This window comes from Brevibacillus massiliensis, from assembly GCF_000311785.1.
GTDB lineage: Bacteria > Bacillota > Bacilli > Brevibacillales > Brevibacillaceae > Brevibacillus_C > Brevibacillus_C massiliensis.
On sequence record NZ_HE978537.1, the window covers coordinates 28,063 to 49,608 of the forward strand.

The 21,546-nt window shown below is 56.7% G+C and carries 24 protein-coding genes; 7 read left to right on the forward strand and 17 right to left on the reverse strand.

From position 1 onward, the window contains the following. Positions 1-64: 64 nt before the first annotated feature. The 10 genes from rnc to HGBM_RS07585 all read right to left on the reverse strand — a co-directional run bounded on the left by rnc (position 65) and on the right by HGBM_RS07585 (position 7,909). The gene (gene rnc / locus HGBM_RS07540) at positions 65-751 is read right to left on the reverse strand and encodes a ribonuclease III (RefSeq protein ID WP_026074263.1); all 687 of its coding nucleotides are present in this window, start codon (positions 749-751) and stop codon (positions 65-67) included. Positions 752-795: 44 nt separating this feature from the next. Continuing rightward, a complete protein-coding gene (gene fabF / locus HGBM_RS07545) occupies positions 796-2,037 on the reverse strand; it encodes a beta-ketoacyl-ACP synthase II (RefSeq protein WP_019120484.1) in 1,242 nt (413 codons plus the stop codon). A 209-nt stretch (positions 2,038-2,246) separates the two neighbouring features. Then, positions 2,247-2,480, reverse strand: a complete 234-nt coding sequence (acpP, locus tag HGBM_RS07550; RefSeq protein ID WP_019120485.1) for an acyl carrier protein — start codon at positions 2,478-2,480, stop codon at positions 2,247-2,249. An 80-nt stretch (positions 2,481-2,560) separates the two neighbouring features. Next, entirely contained in the window at positions 2,561-3,301 is a 741-nt protein-coding gene (gene fabG / locus HGBM_RS07555; RefSeq protein WP_019120486.1) for a 3-oxoacyl-[acyl-carrier-protein] reductase, read from the reverse strand. Beyond that, on the reverse strand, positions 3,295-4,245 hold the full coding sequence (gene fabD, locus HGBM_RS07560) for an ACP S-malonyltransferase (protein ID WP_019120487.1): 951 nt from the start codon (positions 4,243-4,245) through the stop codon (positions 3,295-3,297). Before fabD ends, fabG begins: the two co-directional genes overlap by 7 nt. A 14-nt stretch (positions 4,246-4,259) precedes the next feature. Continuing rightward, entirely contained in the window at positions 4,260-5,270 is a 1,011-nt protein-coding gene (locus tag HGBM_RS07565) for a beta-ketoacyl-ACP synthase III (RefSeq protein ID WP_019120488.1), read from the reverse strand. A gap of 5 nt (positions 5,271-5,275) precedes the next feature. After that, complete coding sequence (gene plsX, locus HGBM_RS07570) at positions 5,276-6,283, reverse strand: phosphate acyltransferase PlsX (RefSeq protein WP_019120489.1); 1,008 nt, start codon at positions 6,281-6,283, stop codon at positions 5,276-5,278. A gap of 38 nt (positions 6,284-6,321) precedes the next feature. Beyond that, positions 6,322-6,888 (reverse strand): transcription factor FapR, encoded by a 567-nt coding sequence (gene fapR, locus HGBM_RS07575; protein ID WP_019120490.1) that lies wholly within the window; start codon positions 6,886-6,888, stop codon positions 6,322-6,324. A 132-nt stretch (positions 6,889-7,020) separates the two neighbouring features. After that, the gene (rpmF, locus tag HGBM_RS07580; RefSeq protein WP_019120491.1) at positions 7,021-7,191 is read right to left on the reverse strand and encodes a 50S ribosomal protein L32; all 171 of its coding nucleotides are present in this window, start codon (positions 7,189-7,191) and stop codon (positions 7,021-7,023) included. A 199-nt stretch (positions 7,192-7,390) separates the two neighbouring features. Then, positions 7,391-7,909, reverse strand: a complete 519-nt coding sequence (locus HGBM_RS07585) for a YceD family protein (protein ID WP_019120492.1) — start codon at positions 7,907-7,909, stop codon at positions 7,391-7,393. A 146-nt stretch (positions 7,910-8,055) separates the two neighbouring features. On the opposite strand from HGBM_RS07585, the gene HGBM_RS07590 reads away from it, so the two are divergent. Next, complete coding sequence (locus tag HGBM_RS07590; RefSeq protein ID WP_019120493.1) at positions 8,056-9,297, forward strand: nucleotidyltransferase; 1,242 nt, start codon at positions 8,056-8,058, stop codon at positions 9,295-9,297. Here HGBM_RS07590 and HGBM_RS07595 read toward each other — a convergent pair. Then, entirely contained in the window at positions 9,269-10,351 is a 1,083-nt protein-coding gene (locus HGBM_RS07595; RefSeq protein WP_019120494.1) for a SepM family pheromone-processing serine protease, read from the reverse strand. The two genes, HGBM_RS07590 and HGBM_RS07595, sit on opposite strands and share 29 nt — an antisense overlap. After that, positions 10,348-11,142 carry a patatin-like phospholipase family protein gene (locus tag HGBM_RS07600; protein ID WP_019120495.1) on the reverse strand — a complete coding sequence of 265 codons (795 nt, stop codon included), beginning with the start codon at positions 11,140-11,142 and terminating at the stop codon, positions 10,348-10,350. Before HGBM_RS07600 ends, HGBM_RS07595 begins: the two co-directional genes overlap by 4 nt. A gap of 99 nt (positions 11,143-11,241) precedes the next feature. Here HGBM_RS07600 and ylbJ point away from each other — a divergent pair, with 99 nt between their 5' ends. Then, positions 11,242-12,477, forward strand: coding sequence for a sporulation integral membrane protein YlbJ (ylbJ, locus tag HGBM_RS07605; RefSeq protein ID WP_019120496.1), 1,236 nt, complete (start codon positions 11,242-11,244; stop codon positions 12,475-12,477). A gap of 7 nt (positions 12,478-12,484) precedes the next feature. Here the strand turns inward: ylbJ and coaD are convergent, their stop codons facing one another. Beyond that, entirely contained in the window at positions 12,485-12,970 is a 486-nt protein-coding gene (coaD, locus tag HGBM_RS07610) for a pantetheine-phosphate adenylyltransferase (RefSeq protein ID WP_026074266.1), read from the reverse strand. A 133-nt stretch (positions 12,971-13,103) separates the two neighbouring features. Next, positions 13,104-13,652, reverse strand: a complete 549-nt coding sequence (gene rsmD, locus HGBM_RS07615; protein ID WP_019120498.1) for a 16S rRNA (guanine(966)-N(2))-methyltransferase RsmD — start codon at positions 13,650-13,652, stop codon at positions 13,104-13,106. Between the two features lie 440 nt (positions 13,653-14,092). Between rsmD and HGBM_RS31065 the strand changes: the two genes are divergently transcribed. After that, positions 14,093-14,236 carry a hypothetical protein gene (locus HGBM_RS31065; RefSeq protein ID WP_019120499.1) on the forward strand — a complete coding sequence of 48 codons (144 nt, stop codon included), beginning with the start codon at positions 14,093-14,095 and terminating at the stop codon, positions 14,234-14,236. A 72-nt stretch (positions 14,237-14,308) separates the two neighbouring features. Here HGBM_RS31065 and brnQ read toward each other — a convergent pair whose 3' ends face one another. Further along, on the reverse strand, positions 14,309-15,730 hold the full coding sequence (gene brnQ, locus HGBM_RS07625; RefSeq protein ID WP_019120500.1) for a branched-chain amino acid transport system II carrier protein: 1,422 nt from the start codon (positions 15,728-15,730) through the stop codon (positions 14,309-14,311). A gap of 247 nt (positions 15,731-15,977) precedes the next feature. Here brnQ and ku point away from each other — a divergent pair, with 247 nt between their 5' ends. Beyond that, positions 15,978-16,904, forward strand: coding sequence for a non-homologous end joining protein Ku (ku, locus tag HGBM_RS07630; protein ID WP_019120501.1), 927 nt, complete (start codon positions 15,978-15,980; stop codon positions 16,902-16,904). Between the two features lie 89 nt (positions 16,905-16,993). Here ku and HGBM_RS07635 read toward each other — a convergent pair whose 3' ends face one another. Beyond that, a complete protein-coding gene (locus HGBM_RS07635; RefSeq protein WP_019120502.1) occupies positions 16,994-18,265 on the reverse strand; it encodes a nickel pincer cofactor-dependent isomerase, group 22 in 1,272 nt (423 codons plus the stop codon). Positions 18,266-18,423: 158 nt separating this feature from the next. Here HGBM_RS07635 and HGBM_RS07640 point away from each other — a divergent pair, with 158 nt between their 5' ends. The 3 genes from HGBM_RS07640 to HGBM_RS07650 are packed head-to-tail and all read left to right on the forward strand — an operon-like array spanning position 18,424 to position 21,005. Then, positions 18,424-18,822, forward strand: a complete 399-nt coding sequence (locus HGBM_RS07640; RefSeq protein ID WP_019120503.1) for a hypothetical protein — start codon at positions 18,424-18,426, stop codon at positions 18,820-18,822. A 12-nt stretch (positions 18,823-18,834) separates the two neighbouring features. After that, the gene (locus HGBM_RS07645) at positions 18,835-19,437 is read left to right on the forward strand and encodes a gluconate 2-dehydrogenase subunit 3 family protein (protein ID WP_019120504.1); all 603 of its coding nucleotides are present in this window, start codon (positions 18,835-18,837) and stop codon (positions 19,435-19,437) included. Beyond that, positions 19,434-21,005, forward strand: coding sequence for a GMC family oxidoreductase (locus tag HGBM_RS07650; protein WP_019120505.1), 1,572 nt, complete (start codon positions 19,434-19,436; stop codon positions 21,003-21,005). Before HGBM_RS07645 ends, HGBM_RS07650 begins: the two co-directional genes overlap by 4 nt. A 9-nt stretch (positions 21,006-21,014) precedes the next feature. On the opposite strand, the gene HGBM_RS07655 is transcribed toward HGBM_RS07650, so the two are convergent. Next, entirely contained in the window at positions 21,015-21,503 is a 489-nt protein-coding gene (locus HGBM_RS07655) for a hypothetical protein (protein WP_019120506.1), read from the reverse strand. Positions 21,504-21,546 lie beyond the last annotated feature (43 nt).

Sequence of the window (21,546 nt, forward strand, 5' to 3'; positions counted from 1 at the left end):
CTGCCGGGGTTTTTCTTACTGTCTACAAAATGGGGTCTTGACCATAAGCGGCACAGCTTTCGTTTTATTTCGCTCCCAATTTGATCAGCGCGCGGGCGGCAGCCTGCTGTTCGGCCTCTTTTTTTGAACGGCCGATGCCGACGCCCAGAGGGTTGTCGTTGAGCAGCACCTCCGAGACGAACTCGCGGTTGTGCGCCGGCCCCTTTTCCTGCACGATGCGATACTGAATCTCGCCGAGGTTATCCTGTTGGACGAATTCCTGCAGTTGGCTTTTAAAATCTGTCAACTGGGTAAATTCCCCTTTGTCGATCAAGGGATAGACGTAGACTTCCAAGAAGCGGAAGACCGCATCAATCCCCTGATCGAGGTAAAGGGCGCCAATGAAGGCTTCGAATACGTCAGCCAGCAGCGCCGGCCGCTGCCGGCCGCCTGTCATCTCTTCCCCCTTACCGAGCAGAACCATGTCGCCGAAACTAAGCAGCTCGGCAAATTTGACGAGAGACGGTTCGCAGACGATGGCCGCCCGCAGCTTCGTCATCTCGCCCTCTGTCATCTTGGGAAACGTCTTGTAGAGGAACTGCGAAACAGCCAACTCCAACACCGCATCTCCCAGAAACTCGAGACGTTCATTGTCCTGGATTCGCCTGCCCCTCTGCTCGTTCACGTATGAAGAGTGGGTAAATGCCTGCCTGAGCACACTCTCATTGTGAAAGTGAATGCCGATTTTTTTTTGGAGTTCTGCAAAATTCAACACTTCCACTACCTTCCTCCGCGTGGCCGGGCTCTCTGCCCGGCTTAGGCCTCAAAACGTTTGAGGACGATTGTCGCGTTGTGCCCGCCAAAGCCAAACGTATTGGAGATGGCCACCTTCACATCGGCACGGCGCGCCTTGTTTGGCACATAGTCCAGATCGCACTCGGGATCGGGATTATCCAGATTGATCGTCGGCGGCAAGATTTGATCCCGCAGGGCAAATGCCGTTGCAATCGCTTCTACACCGCCGGTGGCCCCGAGCAAGTGTCCGGTCATCGATTTGGTGGAACTGACCGCCAGCTTGTAGGCGTGATCGCCGAAGACCGTCTTGATCGCCCTGGTCTCGGCGATGTCGCCAATGTCGGTCGAGGTTCCGTGGGCGTTGATGTAGCCTACATCCTCGGGTCGGATCTCGGCGTCATGAAGCGCATCCTGCATGCAGCGGGCAGCCCCCTCCCCGTTCTCCGGCGGTGCGGTGATGTGGTGGGCGTCGCCGCTGAGTCCGTAGCCGATCACTTCCGCGATAATCGTCGCCCCCCGCTTTACGGCGTGTTCGTATTCCTCCAACACGAGGACTCCGGCGCCCTCGCTCATGACGAAGCCATCGCGATCCCGATCGAACGGGCGGCTCGCTTTTTGCGGTTCGTCGTTGCGGGTTGACATCGCTTTTGCCGAGCAGAAGCCGGCGATCGCCATCGGCCTGATCGTCGCCTCCGCTCCGCCGGTAATCATGACGTCGGCTTTGCCGTACTGAATCAGCTTAAACGCATCCCCGATCGCATTGGTCCCGGTGGCGCAAGCCGTCATCGCGCTGGATGTCGGCCCTTTTGCGCCCGTTTCAATGGAAACGAGGCCGGCCGCCATATTGGCGATCATCATCGGAATGAAGAACGGGCTGACCCGTCGCGGCCCTTTTTCCATCAGTACGGTGTGCTGGTCCTCCCAGGTTGCCAGTCCGCCGATCCCCGAACCGATGTAGACGCCGACCCGCGGGGCAATTTCCGGTGTTATCTCCAGCTTGGCGTTTTGCAAGGCCATCTTCGACGCTGCCAGCGCGAATTGGGCAAAGCGGTCGGTCCGACGCACTTCCTTTTTATCCATGTACGCTTCCGGGTTAAAGTCTTTTACTTCCCCGGCGATCTGGGTCGGGTAGTCGGATACGTCAAACGAAGTAATTTTATCGATTCCGGACTTCCCTTCCAGCAAATTGTTCCAGAAAACGGCAGCATCGTTGCCCAATGAGGAAATGACACCAACACCGGTAATAACCACTCTTCGTTTCATGACGTTCACCTCTATATCATCAAATCAGCTTTTATCGCTTCTATTCGTTCCTAGTTATGTCCATTCTTCCCGAAAAAGTACCCCTGCCTGCAGGGGCTGACTTCATCGGAATTGAAAAAAAAGGGTTTTCGTTATGTATTGGCAAATAAGTCAAGGGGTTCCATTATGAAGGGAGAGAAGTCCCGTTTTCACGGGACTCCTACTTACTCTTACTGGCGGGACTCTATGTATTTTACTACCTCTCCCACAGTAGAGATTTTTTCAGCGTCTTCGTCGGAAATCTCCATATCGAACTCGTCTTCCAGTTCCATCACGAGCTCTACCACGTCAAGGGAATCAGCTCCCAGATCTTCCTTAAAGGAAGCTTCCATAACCACCTTTTCCTCTTCCACACCCAGACGATCAATGATGATCTTCTTCACACGGTCGAATGTATCAGCCATTTTTGCTCACCCCCTCTCCAAGTATTATACGGGAAGTCCTATATAAAAACCAGTTGTCACCCATTTGCTCAGAGCGGCCGCTACATGAACATGCCGCCGTCGATGTGCAGCGTCTGCCCTGTCATGTAACTGGCTGCGTCAGAGGCGAGGAAAAGCACCGCAGCCGCTACTTCCTCGGACTGACCCAGCCGGCCGAGCGGAATCTGCCGGAGCATGGCCTCGCGCAGGTCTTCCGGCAGCTTCGCCGTCATGTCGGTGTCGATAAATCCGGGCGCGACGGCATTTACGGTTATGCCGCGGGAAGCCAGCTCGCGGGCGCTCGTCTTGGTCAATCCGATCACGCCTGCCTTGGCCGCGACGTAATTGGCCTGCCCGGCATTGCCGAGAAAGCCGACGACCGAAGCGATGTTGATGATCCGGCCGCTGCGCTGCTTCATCATCGGGCGGGTCGCCGCCTTGATGCAGGTAAATACGCCCTTCAGGTTGGTGTTGATTACCTCGTCCCACTCTTCTTCTTTCATTCGCATCAGCAGGTTGTCACGGGTAATCCCGGCATTGTTGACCAGGATGTCCAGCCGGCCGAAATGGTCCAATGCCTGCTTGAACATCTCGTTTACCTCATCCGTGCTCGCGATGTTGGCTCTGATCACCAGCGCCTCACGCCCCATCTCCCTGATTTTCGCCGCCGTCTCGGCCGCCGCCGTTTCGCTGCCCGCGTAGTTGACAACGACATGGGCTCCGGCTTCGGCCAGCTTCAAGGCGATCGCACGACCGATCCCGCGGGAGGCGCCCGTTACCAGGGCTACTTGATTCGTCAGCATAACACCCCTCCATCCAGCAGTTCAGTCAGGCCGTTCATATCCTGAACCGCGAAAATTTGCACCTCTTTAGGCGCTATTTTCTTGATCAGTCCCGCCAGAACCTTGCCCGGACCGATCTCGACAAACGTAGTAACGCCTTCGCCCAGCATGTATGTTACGCAGTCTTCCCAAAGCACCGGGGAAGCTACCTGCCGAATCAGACTTTCCTTGATTTGGCTCGCTTTGCTCACCGGTTTGGCGGTGACGTTGGCGACAACCGGTATCCCTGCGTCCTTGATGGAGATTCCGTCCAGAACCCTGGCCAGTTTGTCCGCTGCCGGCGCCATCAGGGAAGAGTGGAACGGACCGCTGACGTTAAGCGGCATGACCCGCTTCGCGCCGTTTTGCTTGGCCTGCTCGGAAGCCAGTTGAACGCCCTCGGCGCTGCCGGAGATGACGATTTGCCCGGGCGAATTCAAGTTGGCCAGTTGAACCGGATGCCCTTGGCTGCTGACCGCTTCACAGACGGCGTGCAGCGCCTCCCGGTCCATCCCGAGAACAGCAGCCATCGCTCCCTGTCCGGCTGGCACGGCTTCCTCCATAAACTGGCCGCGCAGGCGCACAGTGGTCACCGCATCCGCGAAGCTCATCGCCCCGGCCGCAACCAGCGCGGAATACTCGCCGAGGCTGTGCCCGGCGACAAATGCCGGCTCAAAACCAGGCTGTTTTTCCCGCAAGGCCTCCCGTACCGCTACACTCATCGTCAGGATGGCCGGCTGGGTATTGGCGGTAAGGCGCAGTTCTTCTTCCGGCCCTTCCCAGCAAAGCGAAGACAAAGAGAAGCCCAAAGCAGCATCCGCTTGCGCAAATACCTCCCCGGCCTTTGCGGAATCTTTTGCCAACTCCGCTCCCATGCCGACAAACTGAGAACCTTGTCCCGGGAAGACAAAAGCGATTTTACTCATCTCGCATCAACTCCCTACTCTTTTGCTTCGCGAGTCGACCACTTGCACAGGGCCGCTCCCCACGTCAATCCGCCGCCAAAGCCGACGAGCACGACGTTGTCTCCTTCTTTGAGGCGTCCGGCCTCAATCGCTTCGTCCAACGCCACCGGAATGGACGCTGACGACATGTTGCCATAGCGGTCGAGGTTGATCACGACCTTCTCCTCGGACAGGCCGAAGCGCTTGACCGCGGCGTCGATAATCCGCCGGTTGGCCTGATGAGGCACCATCAAATCAATCTCTTCCTTGCTGATCCCCGCTTTCTCCAATACCGCCTCGGTTGCCGAGTTCATCACCTTGACGGCGAATTTAAACACTTCCGATCCCGCCATCGAGATGTAGTGCTGCCGCTGTTCCACCGTTTCACTGGAAGCCGGCAAGCGCGAGCCTCCGCCCGGCAAAGAGAGCAGCGGGCCGCCGGACCCATCCGCACCAAGGTCAAACGCCAAAAAGCCCATGCCTTGTTCTACCGGACCGAGCAGAGCGGCACCCGCACCGTCTCCAAACAATACGCAGGTGTTGCGGTCTGTGTAATCCGTGATCTTGGACAGGCACTCGACCCCGACTACCAGCACGTAGCGGTACAGCCCATTGGCGATAAACTGGCTGGCCGTGGTGATGCCGTACAGGAAACCCGTGCAGGCCGCCGACACGTCCATCGCCGCAGCCTTTGCCGCCCCGAGTTTGTCCTGCAGGATGCAGGCCGTCGACGGAAACATCATGTCTGGCGTGACGGTTGCCACGATGATCATATCCAATTCTCCCGGACGCACCTGCGCCTTCTCCAGCGCTATCTTCGCTGCTTCCAGGGCCAGATCGGAGGAAGCCTGCTCCGGCGCGCTGATGCGGCGCTCGCGAATGCCGGTGCGGGTTACCACCCACTCGTCCGAGGTATCGACCATTTTTTCCAGATCGGCATTGGTCAGTACGCGTTCAGGTGTATATGAGCCAGTTGACAGGATGCCAACCGAGCGCAATCCCCTCATTATCATCACTCTCTTTCGCTCTCTCTTCCTGCTTCCATCTCTTTTTGCACATAGCCGTTGACGTCTAACTGGGCAAACCGCGAAGCTACCAGGATCGCATTTTTAATCGCGTGGGCATTGGACGAGCCGTGTGCTTTTACCACCGGCCGGCGCAATCCCAAGAGCGGCGCTCCGCCGTACTCCGAGTAATCCAAGCGCGATTTGAAGCGGGTCAGACTTGGCTTTAGAATAGCCGCTGCTATCTTATTCACGAAACTGGAGAGGAACTCCTTCTTTAACTGCGAAAAAATGGTCGAGACCGCGCCTTCCATCGACTTTAGCATCACGTTGCCGGAAAAGCCGTCGCAGACCAGCACGTCACACATTCCGTCGAGGACGTCGCGCGCCTCTACGTTGCCGATGAAGTTCACGTTGGAAGCAGCCAGCAGCGGATACACCGCTTTGGTCAGCTCGTTGCCTTTCGCTTCCTCCGTCCCTACGTTCAGCAGGGCAACAGTCGGTCTGTCGTAGCCCAGCACCTTTTCCGCGTACAGACTGCCCATGATGGCGTACTGCAGCAGATGAAGCGGTTTGGCGTCCATATTGGCCCCTACGTCAAGGACCAGTGTCGCCTTGCTCTTCATGTTGGGAAAAAGCGCCGCCAATGCGGGCCGTTCGATCCCCTGCATCCGGCCAGCGATCAGCAGGCCGGCGGTCATCAAGGCGCCAGTGTTTCCGGCCGAGATGACCGCATCCACTTTTTCGTCCCGGGCCAATCCGACAGCCACCACCATCGAGGCGTCTTTTTTTCGTCTGACTGCCTTCACGGGCTCGTCATCCGGTTCGATCACTTCACTGCAATGCAGCAATTCAATTCCTGGCGGCAGTTGTTCGGGCAAATGCGGCTTTACCTGGGCCTCATCACCCACCAGCACGATTTTTAAAGCCGGATCGGCCAGGCAGGCCTGCACCGCTCCCTCTACGGTGCTGCGCGGGGCGTTGTCACCGCCCATAGCATCCAAGGCAATACGCAAAAGAATTTCCTCCTCTTAAGTTGAAGCGTTTAGCCAGACTACACCGTTCCCGGCACCCGAAACACGCGAAACGTACCGGTGAAGACGGTCTCTCCCTGGACCTTTGTCTCAACCCGCACCTTGCTTTCGTCCCCATCCCGGCTGCGAACTTCCGCCTTCGCGAACAGCTTTTCTCCAAGTTGCACGGGACGGACGAAGCGGATCCTGGCAGTAGCCGTCAGCGCGACATCCGCGTCAATGACGGCAACCGCCAGCGAGTTGGCTTGGGCAAAAATATAATGCCCCCTGGCGATCTTCGTCCGGGCAAATATGTGTTCTTCTTTTACTTCCAGCATGGAAAATCCGTATTTGTCCAACTGCAGCTCGATTACCTCGCCTATCACTTCGTCGATGTGAAGTGATTTCACGGTGTCAAATCTTTTTTCAGCAACCGATTTGATTCTCTCACGCAGTTCGGGAATGCCCAACTCCAGGCGGTCGAGGCGAATCGTCTGAATGCTCACGCTAAACATCGCGGCCAGATCCTCGTCCGTGGCAAACGGATTGTCCGCAAGCGTCCGGGCAAGACGCTGCTGCCGTTCCCTCTTGGGTAATCGCACGGTCATAGGCACCCCCCTCTTGAAGAACACGACCTATGTATTACGATCAGTTTATATTACCTGGTACTAAGCCAGTATATGAGAACGGCAGGATTTTTTCAACCCTGCCGCCCGCACTGGATAAACAATCCAGTGGAATTATTCCACCACTTTGTTTCCTTTATAAGTTCCGCAGCTCGGGCATACGCGATGCGCCAGCTTGTACTCGCCGCAATTGTCGCATTTGATCATGCCTGGGATTTCCAGTTTGAAGTGCGTACGGCGCATATTTTTACGGGTTTTGGAAGTTCTCCGCTGAGGTACTGCCATCTTCCTAACACCTCCTTCAACTGATGATGTCGCAAAATCTGCATTTGCAAGTAAGAGTTAAGGCCTCTATTGAAGCACTCTCAGGAAAGAGCGACTGCAGTTTAGAGGAATCCTTGATCTATGGATGGTGTCCCATCCGTTCAAAAATGAGCCGGCAATCCGAAGACGACAGCTTCATCTTGAAAACAAGTGAATGAACTCATTCTTCTGTCTTAGAGAAAAAATCAGCCAAACCGGCCAGGCGGGGGTCAATTCTCTGGTTGTTGCACGAACAGGTCTGTTCATTTCGGTTTGCCCCGCAAGTCGGACAAAGTCCCTTGCAATCTTCCATACACAGCGGAAATGCCGGTATCGCGAGCAGGAAGTCTTCCTGCAGAATCGGCTCCAGGTCAATTTCGTCCCCGGCCACCTCGTGAAAATCGCTGTCCCCATCCTCCTGGACGTCGGCATCAGACGTGGCAAAGGTCTCTTGGAACGGGATCTGCACATGCTGTCGAAACGGCCCCAGACAGCGGGCACAGACGAAATCGACATCGGCACTCAGCTTTCCCGTGACGTAGACAAGTCCGCCCAGCATGACCGCTTCACCAACCGTTTCGACCGGGGTCAAGCCGCGAATCTCCTGATGGCGGTTCTTCAGGTCTGCCGGTTCCAGGGTTGTACGAAAGGGCAGCGGTTCACCTTGTCGTGACTTAAGCTCTGCAATTTTAAGATTCATGTCTCTTCACCTCAAGCACAACAAAGTTGATTATAGCGGTAGCGGAAAGCTTTGTCAACCAAATTAGCTTGACAGTGCAGGAAAAACCGATTTGCCAAACCGGCCTTTGTCTCTTACACTCAAAAGAAAAAAGGAGCGGTCTGCTTTTGAAAACGGTCGGTCTTATTGTCGAATACAACCCGTTTCACAACGGTCACCTGCACCACTTCACCGCTGCCAAGGCAGCCGTAGGGGCTGACGCCTGTGTCGCGGTCATGAGCGGCAATTTTCTGCAGCGCGGCGAACCCGCGATCGTCTCCAAATGGGCCCGGGCGGAAATGGCGCTCTCCGTCGGGATCGATCTGGTCATCGAACTGCCGGTTCCCTTCGCTTGCGCCAATGCGGAAATCTTCGCTCACGGCGCCGTGTCGATCCTGGATCGCTTGGGAGTGGTCGACTTCCTTTGCTTCGGCAGCGAAAGCGGCGAACTGGAATGGATGCGTCTTTTGGCCAAAACCCTGGCGGACGAGCCGGCAGCATTCACCCGTTACCTGAAGGCCGGCTTGGCTGAGGGTCTCGCCTACCCCGTCGCCTATGCCGCGGCTGCCGGGCAGCTCATGCAGGACATGGGGTTTGGCCGCATCCCCATCGACCAGCCCAACAACATCCTGGGGCTCAATTACCTCCTCGCCCTGGAGCGGCAAAGCAGCCCGATCCAGGCCGCGACGATCAAACGACAGAAGGCCGGGTATCACCAGGAGACGATCACCGATAGCCGCATCGCCAGCGCTACCGCGATCAGAAAACTGATTTTCGACGCAAAGGGGGCGCTGCAAGAGCTGGCTTCCTTCGTCCCGCCAAGTGTCTTGGAGATCCTTTCGCGGGAGTTTGCGTCCGGCGCGGGACCGGTTTCGTGGGAACATTTTCGCCATCCCCTGTTCCACCGCTTGCTGCAGCTTACTCCCGAGGAGCTCTCCCGCCATCACGAAATAGAGGAGGGGGTGGAGTACCGACTGAAACAAGCGGTAAAACGCGTCGAAACCGTCCGAGAACTGCTTTCGCAGGCGAAGACCCGCCGCTTTACCTGGAACCGCCTGCAGCGGATGCTGCTCAGTGTCCTGCTGGGTCTTGGCAAGGACGACATCGCCCGCTTTCAGTTAAAAGCGGGAGCGCCGTACGCCCGCGTGCTCGGCTTCAACGAGACGGGACAGGCGCTGCTTCACCGGGCAAAGCAATCGGGGCGCCTGCCGATTTACACCAAGGTACGCGACGGCATCCATCCGATGCTTGACCTCGACATTGTCGCCGACAGCTTGTACCGGCTGGCCCTGCCGAATCCCGGAAAGCTGCCGTTTACGCGGGAGTACCGCCAGGCGCCGATCAGGCGTGTTTCGGCTGCAGCTCCTTGAGATATCGAATGGCGTCATCCACCGTTTTGACAGGGACGATCTTCATCGCGGAGCCGATTTTTTTGGCCGTTTCAACCGCTTCCTCGTAGTTGGAGATGCCCGGTCCCGGGTCGTTGGGGGCAAAAAAGATTTCCGCACCGGTAGCGTTGGCGGCGACGATCTTGTGGTTGATTCCGCCAATCCTGCCGACCGTTCCGTCCGGGTTGATCGATCCGGTGCCGGCGATCCGGTAGCCCCGCGTCAGATCGACGCCGGTCTCCAGTTGATCGAAGATTTCCAGCGTCATCATCAATCCGGCGGATGGCCCCCCGATGCCTTGGGAGGCGATGGTCACTTTCTTCGGCACCTCGATCAGCAGTTTATTATCCCGGCGTATCCCCAGCCCGACCCGCCTGTCCTGACCGGGTCCTTGCGGCGGCAGCAGTGCCAATGCGACTTGCGCCTGCAGCTCCCGGCCGCCGCGCTCATATGTAATGTCCACTTTGTCGCCTGCTTTTTTGCCGTTTAGGTAGGAGCTCAGCTCATCCGCGGTCAGTACCCGGTGCTGATCCACCCGGGTGATCACATCTCCGACCTTGAGCACTTCACCCGCCGGCATCCCCTTTACGCCTCCGAGCACCAGCACGCCCTGCGGTTCGATTTTCACATCGTAGCCAGCGCGTTGAAACGCAACGGCCTCTGCCAGTTTTTGAGAATTTTTCATCACTTCCAACTCGCGCTGGGTGTACTCTTCCTCCGACTCTCCTTCATCGACGACCAGGTTCTTATCTATCAGCTCCGCGTCCGGCGACAGCTTGGCGTAAAGGTACCAGATCGGCGTAGCCTGTCCCATGCGAACCGTCGTCAGCATAAACGTCCCTTGTTCGTCCTTTGTCCCGCCCTCCACGGTGACCATCGGCGAAAGCTCGATGGCAGAACCGGGGCGGGTCACGTAGTAGGGCAGCGGGATGTATGCGGAAAGCACGATCAACGCACAGGCGGCTGCCAGCCACCACTGCAGTCGTCTCAGCCTTTTTCTTGATCGTTCGCGCTGCATATCCGCCTGCTCGGTCACTCTTCTCCCTCCCATGCCTCAATCAGTTCTTTGATGCGGTCTACGTGCTCCAGTGCCGTCCGCTCCCCTTCGGCGATGATTTCCTCGATTCCGGTGTAGGAGATACTGCTATAGTGTCCAACATTCGGGCGGATTACCAGGTCGGCTGCAAGCATCTGGTGCCGCAAAATCTCCCGCTCCATCACGTCGATCGCCTGGGCGATGACATCAAAGATGGACCCCACCTTCATCTTTACGTCAAACTGCGCGACGTCGACGGCAATCACAATGTCGGCACCCATCTCCCTGGTGACGGTGACCGGCACTCTGTCGATGACCCCGCCGTCGACCAAGAGCCGCTCCCCCACCCGCTCCGGGATAAAGATGCCGGGGATCGAAATGCTGGCGCGAACCGCCCGATCAACCGGCCCCCTGCGGAATACGACCCGCTCGCCGGTCTCGATGTCCGTCGCGACAATCGCCAGCGGCTTGCTAAGCTCTTCGATTTTCTTTCCGTGCGTCAACAGACGGACGAGTTCCTTGATCTTCTGGCCGGCGACAAAGCCAAGGGTGGGTACGGTCACGTCCAGCCAATGCTTCCGCTTCAGATGAATCGCCAGCTTTTCCATCATGGCGGGCTCGATATCGTTCGCAAAAAACGCGCCAATCAACCCGCCCATGCTGCTGCCCGCCACGAAGTCGATCGGGATCCGGTGAGCTTCGAGCACCTTCAGCACCCCGATGTGGGCGAACCCGCGAGCCCCGCCGGAGCCAAGAGCCAGGCCGACTTTTGGTGTTCGTTTGACAGTCACTTCATTTCCCTCCCTCTTACATTCTTATGAGGGTCGCAAGTCATAGATTAGTCCTTCCACACGTATGCATGTACTATCTCAGATCTCCAGGAGGCACCTATGTCACGTCATTCTCCGGTCCTCACACTTATTCTTGCCGTCTGCGCAATCGGCCTGGTCGTAACCCTGGTCTCACATCCGGAAACGTCGTACCGCGCAGCAGTCAGCGGTTTAAAAATCTGGTGGGATGTCGTCTTCCCTGCTCTGCTGCCTTTTATCGTCGTCTCCGAAATCCTGATGGGGCTTGGCGTCGTACACTTTGTCGGCGTCCTTTTAGAGCCGGTGATGCGCCCTTTTTTTAACGTTCCCGGAACCGGCGGATTTGTCCTGACGATGGGATTTTCCTCCGGGTACCCGGTTGCCGCCAAACTGACGACCCGTCTGCGCGAGCAGGGAAACCTGACAAGAGTGGAAGGGGAGCGGCTCGTCTCCTTTACCACTACGGCAGACCCGCTGTTTGTCATCGGTGCCGTCTCCGTCGGCTTTTTTCACAGCGAGCAGCTGGGCGTCGTGCTGACCGCCTCCCATTACCTGTCCGCGATCATTTTGGGATTCTGCTTCCGCTTTTTCGCCGGACATACGCCGATCACCAGGCCGCTGGAAAAACAGCAGCGCTCCCTGGCCTACCGCTCCCTGCAGGCCATGCACCGGGCACGCCTACGGGACAAACGGCCGTTCGGCCAGCTGATGGGCGATGCCGTTTTCTCCGCCCTGCAGATGCAGTTGATGATCGGCGGTTTTCTCGTCGTCTTTTCCGTACTGATGGAGATGTTTGAAGTGATTAACATCACGCGGTTTTTGAGTGCGATCCTGATGGTGGTGCTCGGACCGCTCGGCCTGCCTGAAGGATTTTCCCAAGCGCTGGTTACAGGGCTTTTTGAAGTGACGCTTGGGGCCCAAGCGGTAAGCGATGTACCCGCTAATGTCTCCTTCATGTGGAAAGCGGCGATAACCAGTTCCGTCCTCGCCTGGGGCGGCCTCAGCGTACACGCCCAGGTAGCGAGCATTCTCAGTTCCACCGATATTCGCGTCACGCCCTACCTGATGGCGCGCTGCATCCACGCTGTACTGGCAGCCGTGATGACGCTTGCGCTCTGGCGTCCGCTCATGACGCTGACGGCCGGCTGGGTGAGCAGTGTGCCGGTATTCCTGCCAAATACCTTCCCGAGTACAGCCGATGTCTGGCGGGATGTCTTTTTCCGCTCCAGCGCGACTGCGCTGGCGATCCTGCTCATCCTGATCGCGCTCAGTGCCATCATCCGCAAGTTCGCGGTAAAGCGGCCCCGCTACCGCTAGGGATCGTTTACGCTTGCCGGCCCAGCTTGTCGTACAGCGCTCTTTCCACAAGCGGCGGCACCAGATCGCTGATGCGCCCGTTATACCTGGCTACTTCTTTGACGATGCTGGAACTCAGGTAGGAGTATTGATTGTTGGTCATCATGAAAAAAGTCTCAATCTCCTCATCCAACTTTCTGTTGATCGCGGCCATCTGCATTTCATACTCAAAGTCGGAAACGGCGCGAAGCCCCTTGATCAAGACTTTTGCCTGTTTGGTCCGCATGTAGTCGATCAAGAGACCGGAAAACGAATCGACTTCCACGTTGGGCATCTCGGCCGTAACCTGGCGCAGCAGGTCAAGCCGCTCCTCGACCGAGAACAGTGGGGACTTTTTGGAATTGTACAGCACGGCGACAATCACCTTGTCAAAAATTTTGGCTCCCCGGCTGACGATATCGAGGTGCCCGTAAGTGACCGGATCAAAGCTGCCCGGACAGACGGCAATGCGCATAAACATGACTCCCTTCGTCTCGCCGCATGGGAAAGATTCCTTTCCGATCGGCATAACAGAGTACTTCAGCTTCTGGTTCTGGATCAAGACCAGCTTCTTCGCGAGGCCTTGACTCCGTTCGACAGAAGCTTTTTTAAAAACCGTAGATGGTAACCGCAGTATCGCCGTAGCTGGCGCTGCGCTGCACAGAGCAGTCTCCCACGCGCTCCGGCAGGATGACTCCGGCATCGTGCTCGGCGACAACCCGACACTCCGAAGACAGCAAACCAGCCTCCTGCAGCACCTGCAGTTCCAAGGCGATTTGCTGTTTGGCGTAAGGGGGGTCGAGAAAGACCAGGTCAAAGACGAGCTGCCGCTTGGCCAAAGCCCGCAGCGCCCGTGCAGCATCGATCCGGTATACTTCTGCCCGCCCCTCCAGTTTGAGTGCGGCAAGGTTTTGCTTGACGATGGAAACCGCTTTGGGATCCGCATCGACAAAGATGGCCTTGTCCGCCCCGCGGCTTAACGCTTCGATTCCCAATCCTCCCGTACCGGCGTAGAGATCAAGCGCCCAGCCGCCGTCGAAGTACGGTCCGATGATGTTGAATATCGACTCTTTTACTTTGTCCGTCGTCGGCCTCGTTCCCCTGCCGGGAACGGAGGCGAGCGGACGCCCTTTATAATCACCTGCAATGACTCGCATATTCTCACCTGGATGTCTGTATATGGCAATACGTTCATACTAACACAGACATGGTTTCTCCGTAAAATGGCAAGCTTTCCTTCAGGTTGTCACGGCCATTTGGGGCCGCTGTGCAGGCCGCAGCAGAGTTGCCCAAAAAAATTCACACACACGATGTATAAACACTCCCTCACTTGGAAATGAATAGATACAGCGACGCAACGGTGTCGCTGACAACCGCGGAGAAGACTTACGTTTCCCCATAAGCTCTTCCTCCGGTTTCTCCTCTCCCATAATTGAAAAGCGGTTCGCGCATGCACATCGAATGTCTGATAGGAGCATTCATGTGGCACGCTCTCCTTGAGAGAGCCGAATGAACCGCTGCCCCGCTGCATGGCAGCGGGGTTTTTTTTCGGCCTCCATCCGGGACATACTAGCCTTACATGGAAGGAGGATGACCCATGGCGGAGAAATTGCCTTCAAAGCGAAAGCAAGCGGCCGCAGCGGCTCAATCGCTGGCCGACCGGACCGGCCATAACAAGGAAGCGGCACGGGATATGCAGTCCCGGGCTGATCAGGCTGACTTTAAAAAACACGGACAGTAGGCGGTTTCCCAAAAAAGCCCTCTTCCCTGGAAAGACTTACCCGGGACAGAGGGCTTATCACAGCCGCTGGCATTATCCGATTTTTCTTGTCTCTGTGGAAGCGTCTGTCGCTCGCTGCTTCTTTGCCCTGCCGAAGACGCAGCCCAGCAGTCTTCCGACGAGCGCCGGAAGCACCCAGGCTCTCCGCTTCCCTGTACCTTCGAAGACGCAGCCCAGCAGTCCGCCGGCCAGCGCTGGCAGCAACCAGCCAATTCTTTCCGCGTAAAACGGCAGTTTGTCATAGGCCGCGAGCAGCCAATCCGGCTGCAGGCTAAGCTGCTGCAAGCCGTCGCCGACACTGACCAGCGCCGTCCCGACCAAAGCGCCCAGATACACGCCGGGGCTTCCTTTGACGATTGGGTGGAAAATGGACAGGATAATCAATACAATGGCCAGCGGATAGATGACCATCAACAACGGCACTGAAAAGCTGATGATCTGAGTGAGCCCCAAGTTGGCCACGCCCAGACTGAACAGGCACATGACGCAGACAACAGCTTTGTAGGAAAGCTTTGGAAACAACCGGGAAAAATACTGGCCGCAGGAAGTGACAAGTCCTACAGATGTAGTCAAACACGCCAGGGTAATCGCCGCGCCCAACAGAATCGTTCCCGGGCTGCCGAACAGAAAAGAGGTAACCGCCGTTAAAATTTGCCCGCCGTTCTCCGTTGCCCCCACCGCCGATCGGCTGGAAGCTCCCAAATAGCCTAAGGCGATGTAGACCAGCGCCAGCCCGATGGCAGCGATTACTGCCGCTTTCAACGTGGTTAACGCAAGCTGTTTGCGCTCCTTTACTCCGCGCTCCTGAACGGCTGTGATCACGACGATGCCGAATACGAGCGCCGCGATGGCATCCATCGTCAAATACCCTTGCACGAATCCGCCGAAAAACGGCGCTGATTGATACGCTTCCGCCGGCGGCTCAAGCGGTCCGATCGGATGGACAATTCCCTGTATGGAAATGACGGCAATCGTGATCAGCAGCAAAGGTGTTAAAATTTTACCAATTCGGTCAACGAGCTTTGTCGGATTTAACGACAGCCATAACGTGATCGCAAAGTAAACCAGCGTATAGAGAAACAAAGACCAGCCGCCGCTCTTCATTCCCTCGGGCAGAAGGGGGGCCGCTCCCATTTCAAACGCAACCGTGCCGGTGCGGGGAATGGCGAAAACCGGCCCGATCGACAGGTACACAATCGTCGTAAAGACGACACCAAACACCGGATGGACGCGGCCCCCGAGAGACTGCAGGTTTTCCCCGGAGATCGCGATCGCGATGACGCCAAGCAGCGGAAGCCCTACGCCTGTGACGATAAATCCGGCGATGGCCGCCCAAAAATGGGTCCCTGCGGCTTGTCCCAAGGACGGGGGGAAAATCATGTTTCCGGCGCCAAAAAACAAGGCGAACAGCATTAACCCTATCGATGTAGTCTCTTTCCAAGACAAGTTTTTCATCTGTTCAAAACTCCTCGCATCTTCGGTAAATAAGTTGTTTCATTCAGCACAATTTTTAGAGAAATTGAAATATTAAATTATAAATTTCACATAGGTAAAAATAATAGCAGGAATAACGTAAAGTTTCAACCCTTGGCCCACTGCCAATTCCAGCCAGACGCCAACTCCGATCCAAAAGTTTCAAGACCGCTGTCTGCCCCGTCTGACCATACTATTTGATAGAGGAAAATAACCGCAGGAGGCCAATATGCACACTGTCTGGAAAGGTTCGATCAGCTTCGGACTCGTCAACATTCCGATCAAGATGTTCACTGCGACGGAAGAGAAGGATGTCCGCTTCCGTCAGCTTCACAAGGAATGCAATACGCCAATCCGCTACGCCAAAATGTGCCCGCACTGCGACCGGGAAGTGGATGCAAGCGAGATCGTGCGCGGCTTTGAATACGAAAAGGGAAATTTCGTCATCGTCACGGATGAAGACCTGGAGGGCATTACTCCCGAGACCCGCAAAGCGATCGAGATCCTCGACTTCGTTCAGCTCACCGAGATCGATCCCATCTTCTTCGTCAAAAGCTACTACCTTTCTCCCCAGGATACGGGAGACAAGGCGTATGCGCTGCTCAGGGCGGCGATGGAGCGCACCGGCAAGATCGCCGTGGCCCGCATCACGATTCGCAACCGGCAAAGCCTGGCCGTCGTCCGCATCTACGGACCCTGCATTGTCCTGGAGACGATCTTCTACCCGGATGAAGTGCGGGCGGTGGCCCAAGTGCCCGCCCTGCCGGCCGCTGATTTTCCCCTGGCCGAAAACGAACTGGCCATGGCCGAAGAGTTGATCAACAGCATGAGCGCCCCGTTTGAGCCGGCCAAGTACACGGATGAATACCGCGAGGACCTGCACAACCTGATCGCCAAAAAGCTGGAAGGCGAGGAAATAGCCGTCGCCCCAGCCGCACCGAAGGCAAATGTGATCGACTTGATGCAGGCGTTGAAAGCGAGCCTTGCTGCAGCGTCAGGAGAAGGAGCGGCAGAGCCGGCAGCCATCCCGCCCTCCCCGACGCCCGCAGTCAAATCCCCGCCTTCCGCGGAAAAGGAAAAAGAGAAGAAAACAGAAAAACAAACCGGTGTGACCACCACGAAAAAATTGCGCCGAAAAAAGACGGAGAGCTCTTGAGGCGGAGACAAAAATAGACTGCAGACACGCGGGCCTGCAGTCCGGCTGTCGGGGAAGTCGACAGCCCTTCTTTTTTTCCATGCAAGTGCTCAATCCAACAGATAGCCGTCGGCGTCAAATTTCATCGCCTGCGGGCCTCCCGCAAGTTCCATCAGGGGATGTCCGCTCACTTCGGACAGCATCGCTTCCGACACGAGAATTTCCGACAAAGTCAGCGTGTTTTTGATCCGTACCAGCCTGACCTGGCGCAAATCCAGCAGGTTGGCGGATTTGATCGCGGCTTGAATCGCCAGCTTGTCATTCGGCAGAACAGTGGGAATTTTCGTCGGAGCGAAGTTGCCGGTGGTCAGCGCATTCACGTACATTTCCTCCGTGCTGATCTTGTCGACCAGACGCTGTGTCGTCAGGTCGGCCATCCCGATCCCAAAGCCGATGCTGCCCGTCCGTTTCGACAAATCGCGAACGACAATCTTGTTGACGTCCGGCCCGCCATGTGCGTAAGGCGTGCCATACCGGCCGGTGACGTTGGGATCCATTCCGTCCCCGCTGATATCCTTGCCGATTTCGTCGACGATCAGGACGTCGATCTGATCGAAATAAAATCTCGGCATCATCTCCTTGGCGAGCTGGAGCAGCTTGATTTCTTCTTGTTCCATCCGGTCCGGCGTCACGACAGAGATGATGGCGGCCTTGTCGAAGGCATTTTCAACCGTAGCGATGCCGAATAATATGGGCCGCTTTTGCAGCATCACCTTTGCCATCGCCGGGACGTTTTCCGCCATGTGCTGAAAGCCGAACAGATGGACCGCTTCCGCTCCCTTCTGTTTTCCCAGACCGATACTGATCATCTTCAATAGTCCGCTCTCCACCGGTCCGCGAAAAGCTGTATGCGGTTTGACCCGGTTAATCACGACAATCCCGTCGGCCAAAGAAGCGTGCCGGTCCATGTAGACGGGCAGTCCGCACTGCAGTTCACCGATTTGCTCCACATTCATGGACGAGCGAATTTCCGCGCCGACGCTCGCTTCCGTGATGCCCAGGTGTTGAAGCACCATGCACTGTCCCTCTGCGGTAGCGCCGCCGTGACTGCCCATGGCAGGCACGATAAATGGCTTCGCGCCCAACTCCTGCAAATAGGCCACAGTGGCTTTGGTGATGGCCGCGATCCGGTCAATGCCGCGGCTGCCGACTGCGACGGCAATTTCCATCCCGGGTTTGACCAATTCGCTCACCTTGGCCCGCTGCCATTCGACTTTCAGCGCTGCGTCGATATTTTCGATATGGGAGTCGTCAAACTTTTGTCTGATTTTCACCATTTGCGGAATTGGCACATCCCTCAGTAAATTCTGCAAAATACTCATATAGTTCACCCCAAGCCAGCCTGTTTTTCCCAGAACAACATGAAACACTTCCATTATGGACAAATGAATGGAAGCTGGCAATCGATAAGATTGGATAGATTTCTCCACGCTGGAAACAACTAGAGTGAACACAATCCATCTGAAAAGAGGTCGGTCTGATGTACTGGGGTGTTTGGTCGATTGAGCGAATCCTGATCCTGTTTACCAGTGTGGCCTTTTTGGCGATCGGTCTGCAGGTGACGCTGTTCCACTACCGGCAAAATTTTCACCAAAAAGTCATGTGGGTACCGGTGATTCTGGCCCCGATCATTTTTATCGAGGGCATCGCCTTCTCCTTTTACAATGCCGCCTGGCTGCGCTCTCTGTTCGTCTTGCTGATGTGTCTGGGGATTCTTTCCGGGTTGATCGGATCGTATTTTCATATTCGCGGTGTGGGAATCCGCGTCGGCGGGTGGGCGCTGCGCAATTTTTTAATCGGCCCTCCGCTCACCCTGCCGTTTATGTTTACCGCCATGAGCGTGCTGGGATTAATTGCAGTATTCTGGTCTGCCAGGTAAGGAGGTCTGTTTATGGTGCGACAAAGCCATTACCCGTCTTTTGACGTGCTAAGGGAAACGGACGCCTGGGACGATCACACCCAGTCCATCGTCACTTCGCGCGTTCGTCCCAAAACGAATTTCCAGTTTTTAACTAAACAGGAAACAGAGCTGCTTCGGGCCATCTGTTCGCTCTTGGTGGACGATCAGCGGCTGAACGTCCTCTCGTATGTACTTGAACATATAGACCAGACCCTTACGCAAGCGATAGGCGAGGGGCAGCGAAAAGCGGGAGTGCCAAACGAGCAAATCCTCATCCGGGAAGGCCTGCAGGCCATCGATGCGGCAGCCAGGCAGCTGCACGCCACTCCCTTCACCCATTTAAAAGAGGAACAACAAACGGAACTGCTGCAGGCGCTCAGCCAAGGACACGGGAACACGGAAGCTTCCCCGACCTGGGACCCGGCGTGGCAGCAGCCCTTGTTTGACAAACTGCTCACTCTGACCATTGAGTCGTATTGCTCGCATCCTGCCGTCTGGTCCGAGATCGGTTACGCCGGACCGGCATATCCGCGCGGGTACGTTCGCACCCAATTGGGACAATTAGATCCATGGGAGGCTCAGCCGGAATCATGATAAAGCGCAAATACACCGGAGAAGTAGATGTCGTCATCGTCGGCGCGGGGGCGTCGGGGGGCGTCCTGGCCAAGGAGTTGAGCGAGGCGGGGATGAGTGTCGTCGTCCTCGATGCGGGTCCGTTTCGCGATCCGCAGAAGGATTTTGCCAGCGATGAATTGTCAATGAAAAATCTCGGATGGCAGGAGACGCGGATTGTCGACGGCAATCATCCCTTGACCATGGGACACAACAATTCCGGTCGCGGCATCGGCGGCGGAACCGTCCATTTTACCGCTGTCTTTTTACGTTCTCACGATGTCGATTTCAAGGCGAGGACGCTGGACGGGGTGGCCGATGACTGGCCGCTGGACTACGAAGATCTGGAACCCTACTACGAGAAGATCGAACGGGAGATTGCGGTATCGGGTCCCAAGCATTTTCCCTGGGGAAACTTCCACGGCCCCTACCCTTACCCGGAGCGGGAGCCGCTTAGTCCCAACGCATACCTGTTTCAAAACGGCTGCGAAAAGCTGGGGATCCAATCGACCGTGGCTCCCCTGGCGATCCTGTCGGCGCCGTTTGAAGGCAGGCCGCCGTGCATCAACCGGGGCTTCTGCAACCAGGGCTGCATGCCGGATTCCAAATTCAGCACGCTGATCGTGCACATTCCCAAGGCGATCGCAGCCGGTGCCGAGGTATTGGCCGACTGCATGGTCACCCAGGTGCTCGTCGGAAAAGACGGCAGGGCTGCGGGCGTCACCTTCGTCCACGATGGCGTCACCTATGAACAGAGAGCCAAACTGGTCATCCTCTCTGCCTATGTCGTGGAAACCCCGCGGCTGCTGCTGAATTCGGCCACGCCCCAGTTTCCCGACGGCCTGGCCAACAGCAGCGGGATGGTCGGCAAATCGATCATGGTGCACAGCAGCCACGACGTCTACGCCAAGTTTGACTACGAGATTCGCCTGTATAAAGGGACGCCGGTGCTGGCCACTACGCAGGATTTTTACCGCACCAACCCGAACAACGATTTTGTCCGCGGCTATACGCTGCACGCCCACGGGGCAAGACCGGTCGCCTTTGCCACAGGTATCGCCAAAGCTGAGGGCGGCCCGATCTGGGGTTCCCGCATGAGGGAAGCTTTGCTCGACTACAACTACTACGGCCGGGTCACGCTGGTCGGCGAGGTCCTGCCGGACGTCAGCAATCAGGTCACGCTCGTCGATGAAAAGGACGAGTACGGACTGCCGCGGGCAAAAGTGACCTTCAGCTACGGGGAAAACGACCAGAGGTTAATCAAGCACGCGGTCAAGACGATGAGTGCCATTATGGAAGCGGAAGGGGGCAAAGTGGAATTCGTCGTGCCTGACACAGCCCACATGATGGGCGGCTGCCGGATGGGCGACAACCCGCAGACGTCGGTGGTCAATTCGTTTGGCAGAAGCCATGACATCCCCAACCTGTTCATCTGCGACGCCTCGATCTTCGTCACTTCCGGCGGAGGCAATCCGACCAACACCGTCATGGCGCTGGCGGCGAGAACAGCAGATTACATCAAGGAAAAAGCGAGCATGCGGGAATTGTAAAAAGCCGGTTTACCCGGCTTTTTTGCATAGGTCCCGATAGCAGCTGCTGGCGAACTGGTCCGCCGCCGCTTCAAACGGCAGCTCCCGGTAATCGGCTGCCGCCTTTGCCAGCTTGGCCCGGCCTGTGCTCGTCGCCAGCAGCCCTTTGCTTCCGGCTTGTCTGATCAGGTTTGCCGCATCGGCGAGATGGGCGCATTCGTGAAACAGGATAAAGTAAGGCAGGTGTCTTTGCGGCACGCCGTACCGGGATAATACCTGTCTTTCATCGGCAGTAAGGTAGCGGTCATAGGGAATTTGTATATCGATTCTCGCTTGTCGCAAGGTTCGGTTCAACATGGCGGAGCCGTTGTAAAAGGGCCCCCAGGTGACAACGAGCGTCACGGGTAAGGTGATGCCTGTCTTTGCGGCGAGCCGGTCCAACTGCTCTTCCAGCCGCCTCTTCCAGACGCGAAGGCGCAGACTGCGCCACTTATGCTTGAGGAAGGCGTGTTTGAGCATGTGCTTGCACCTCCTCCCTCACGATATAACGAATCCGCGCCGG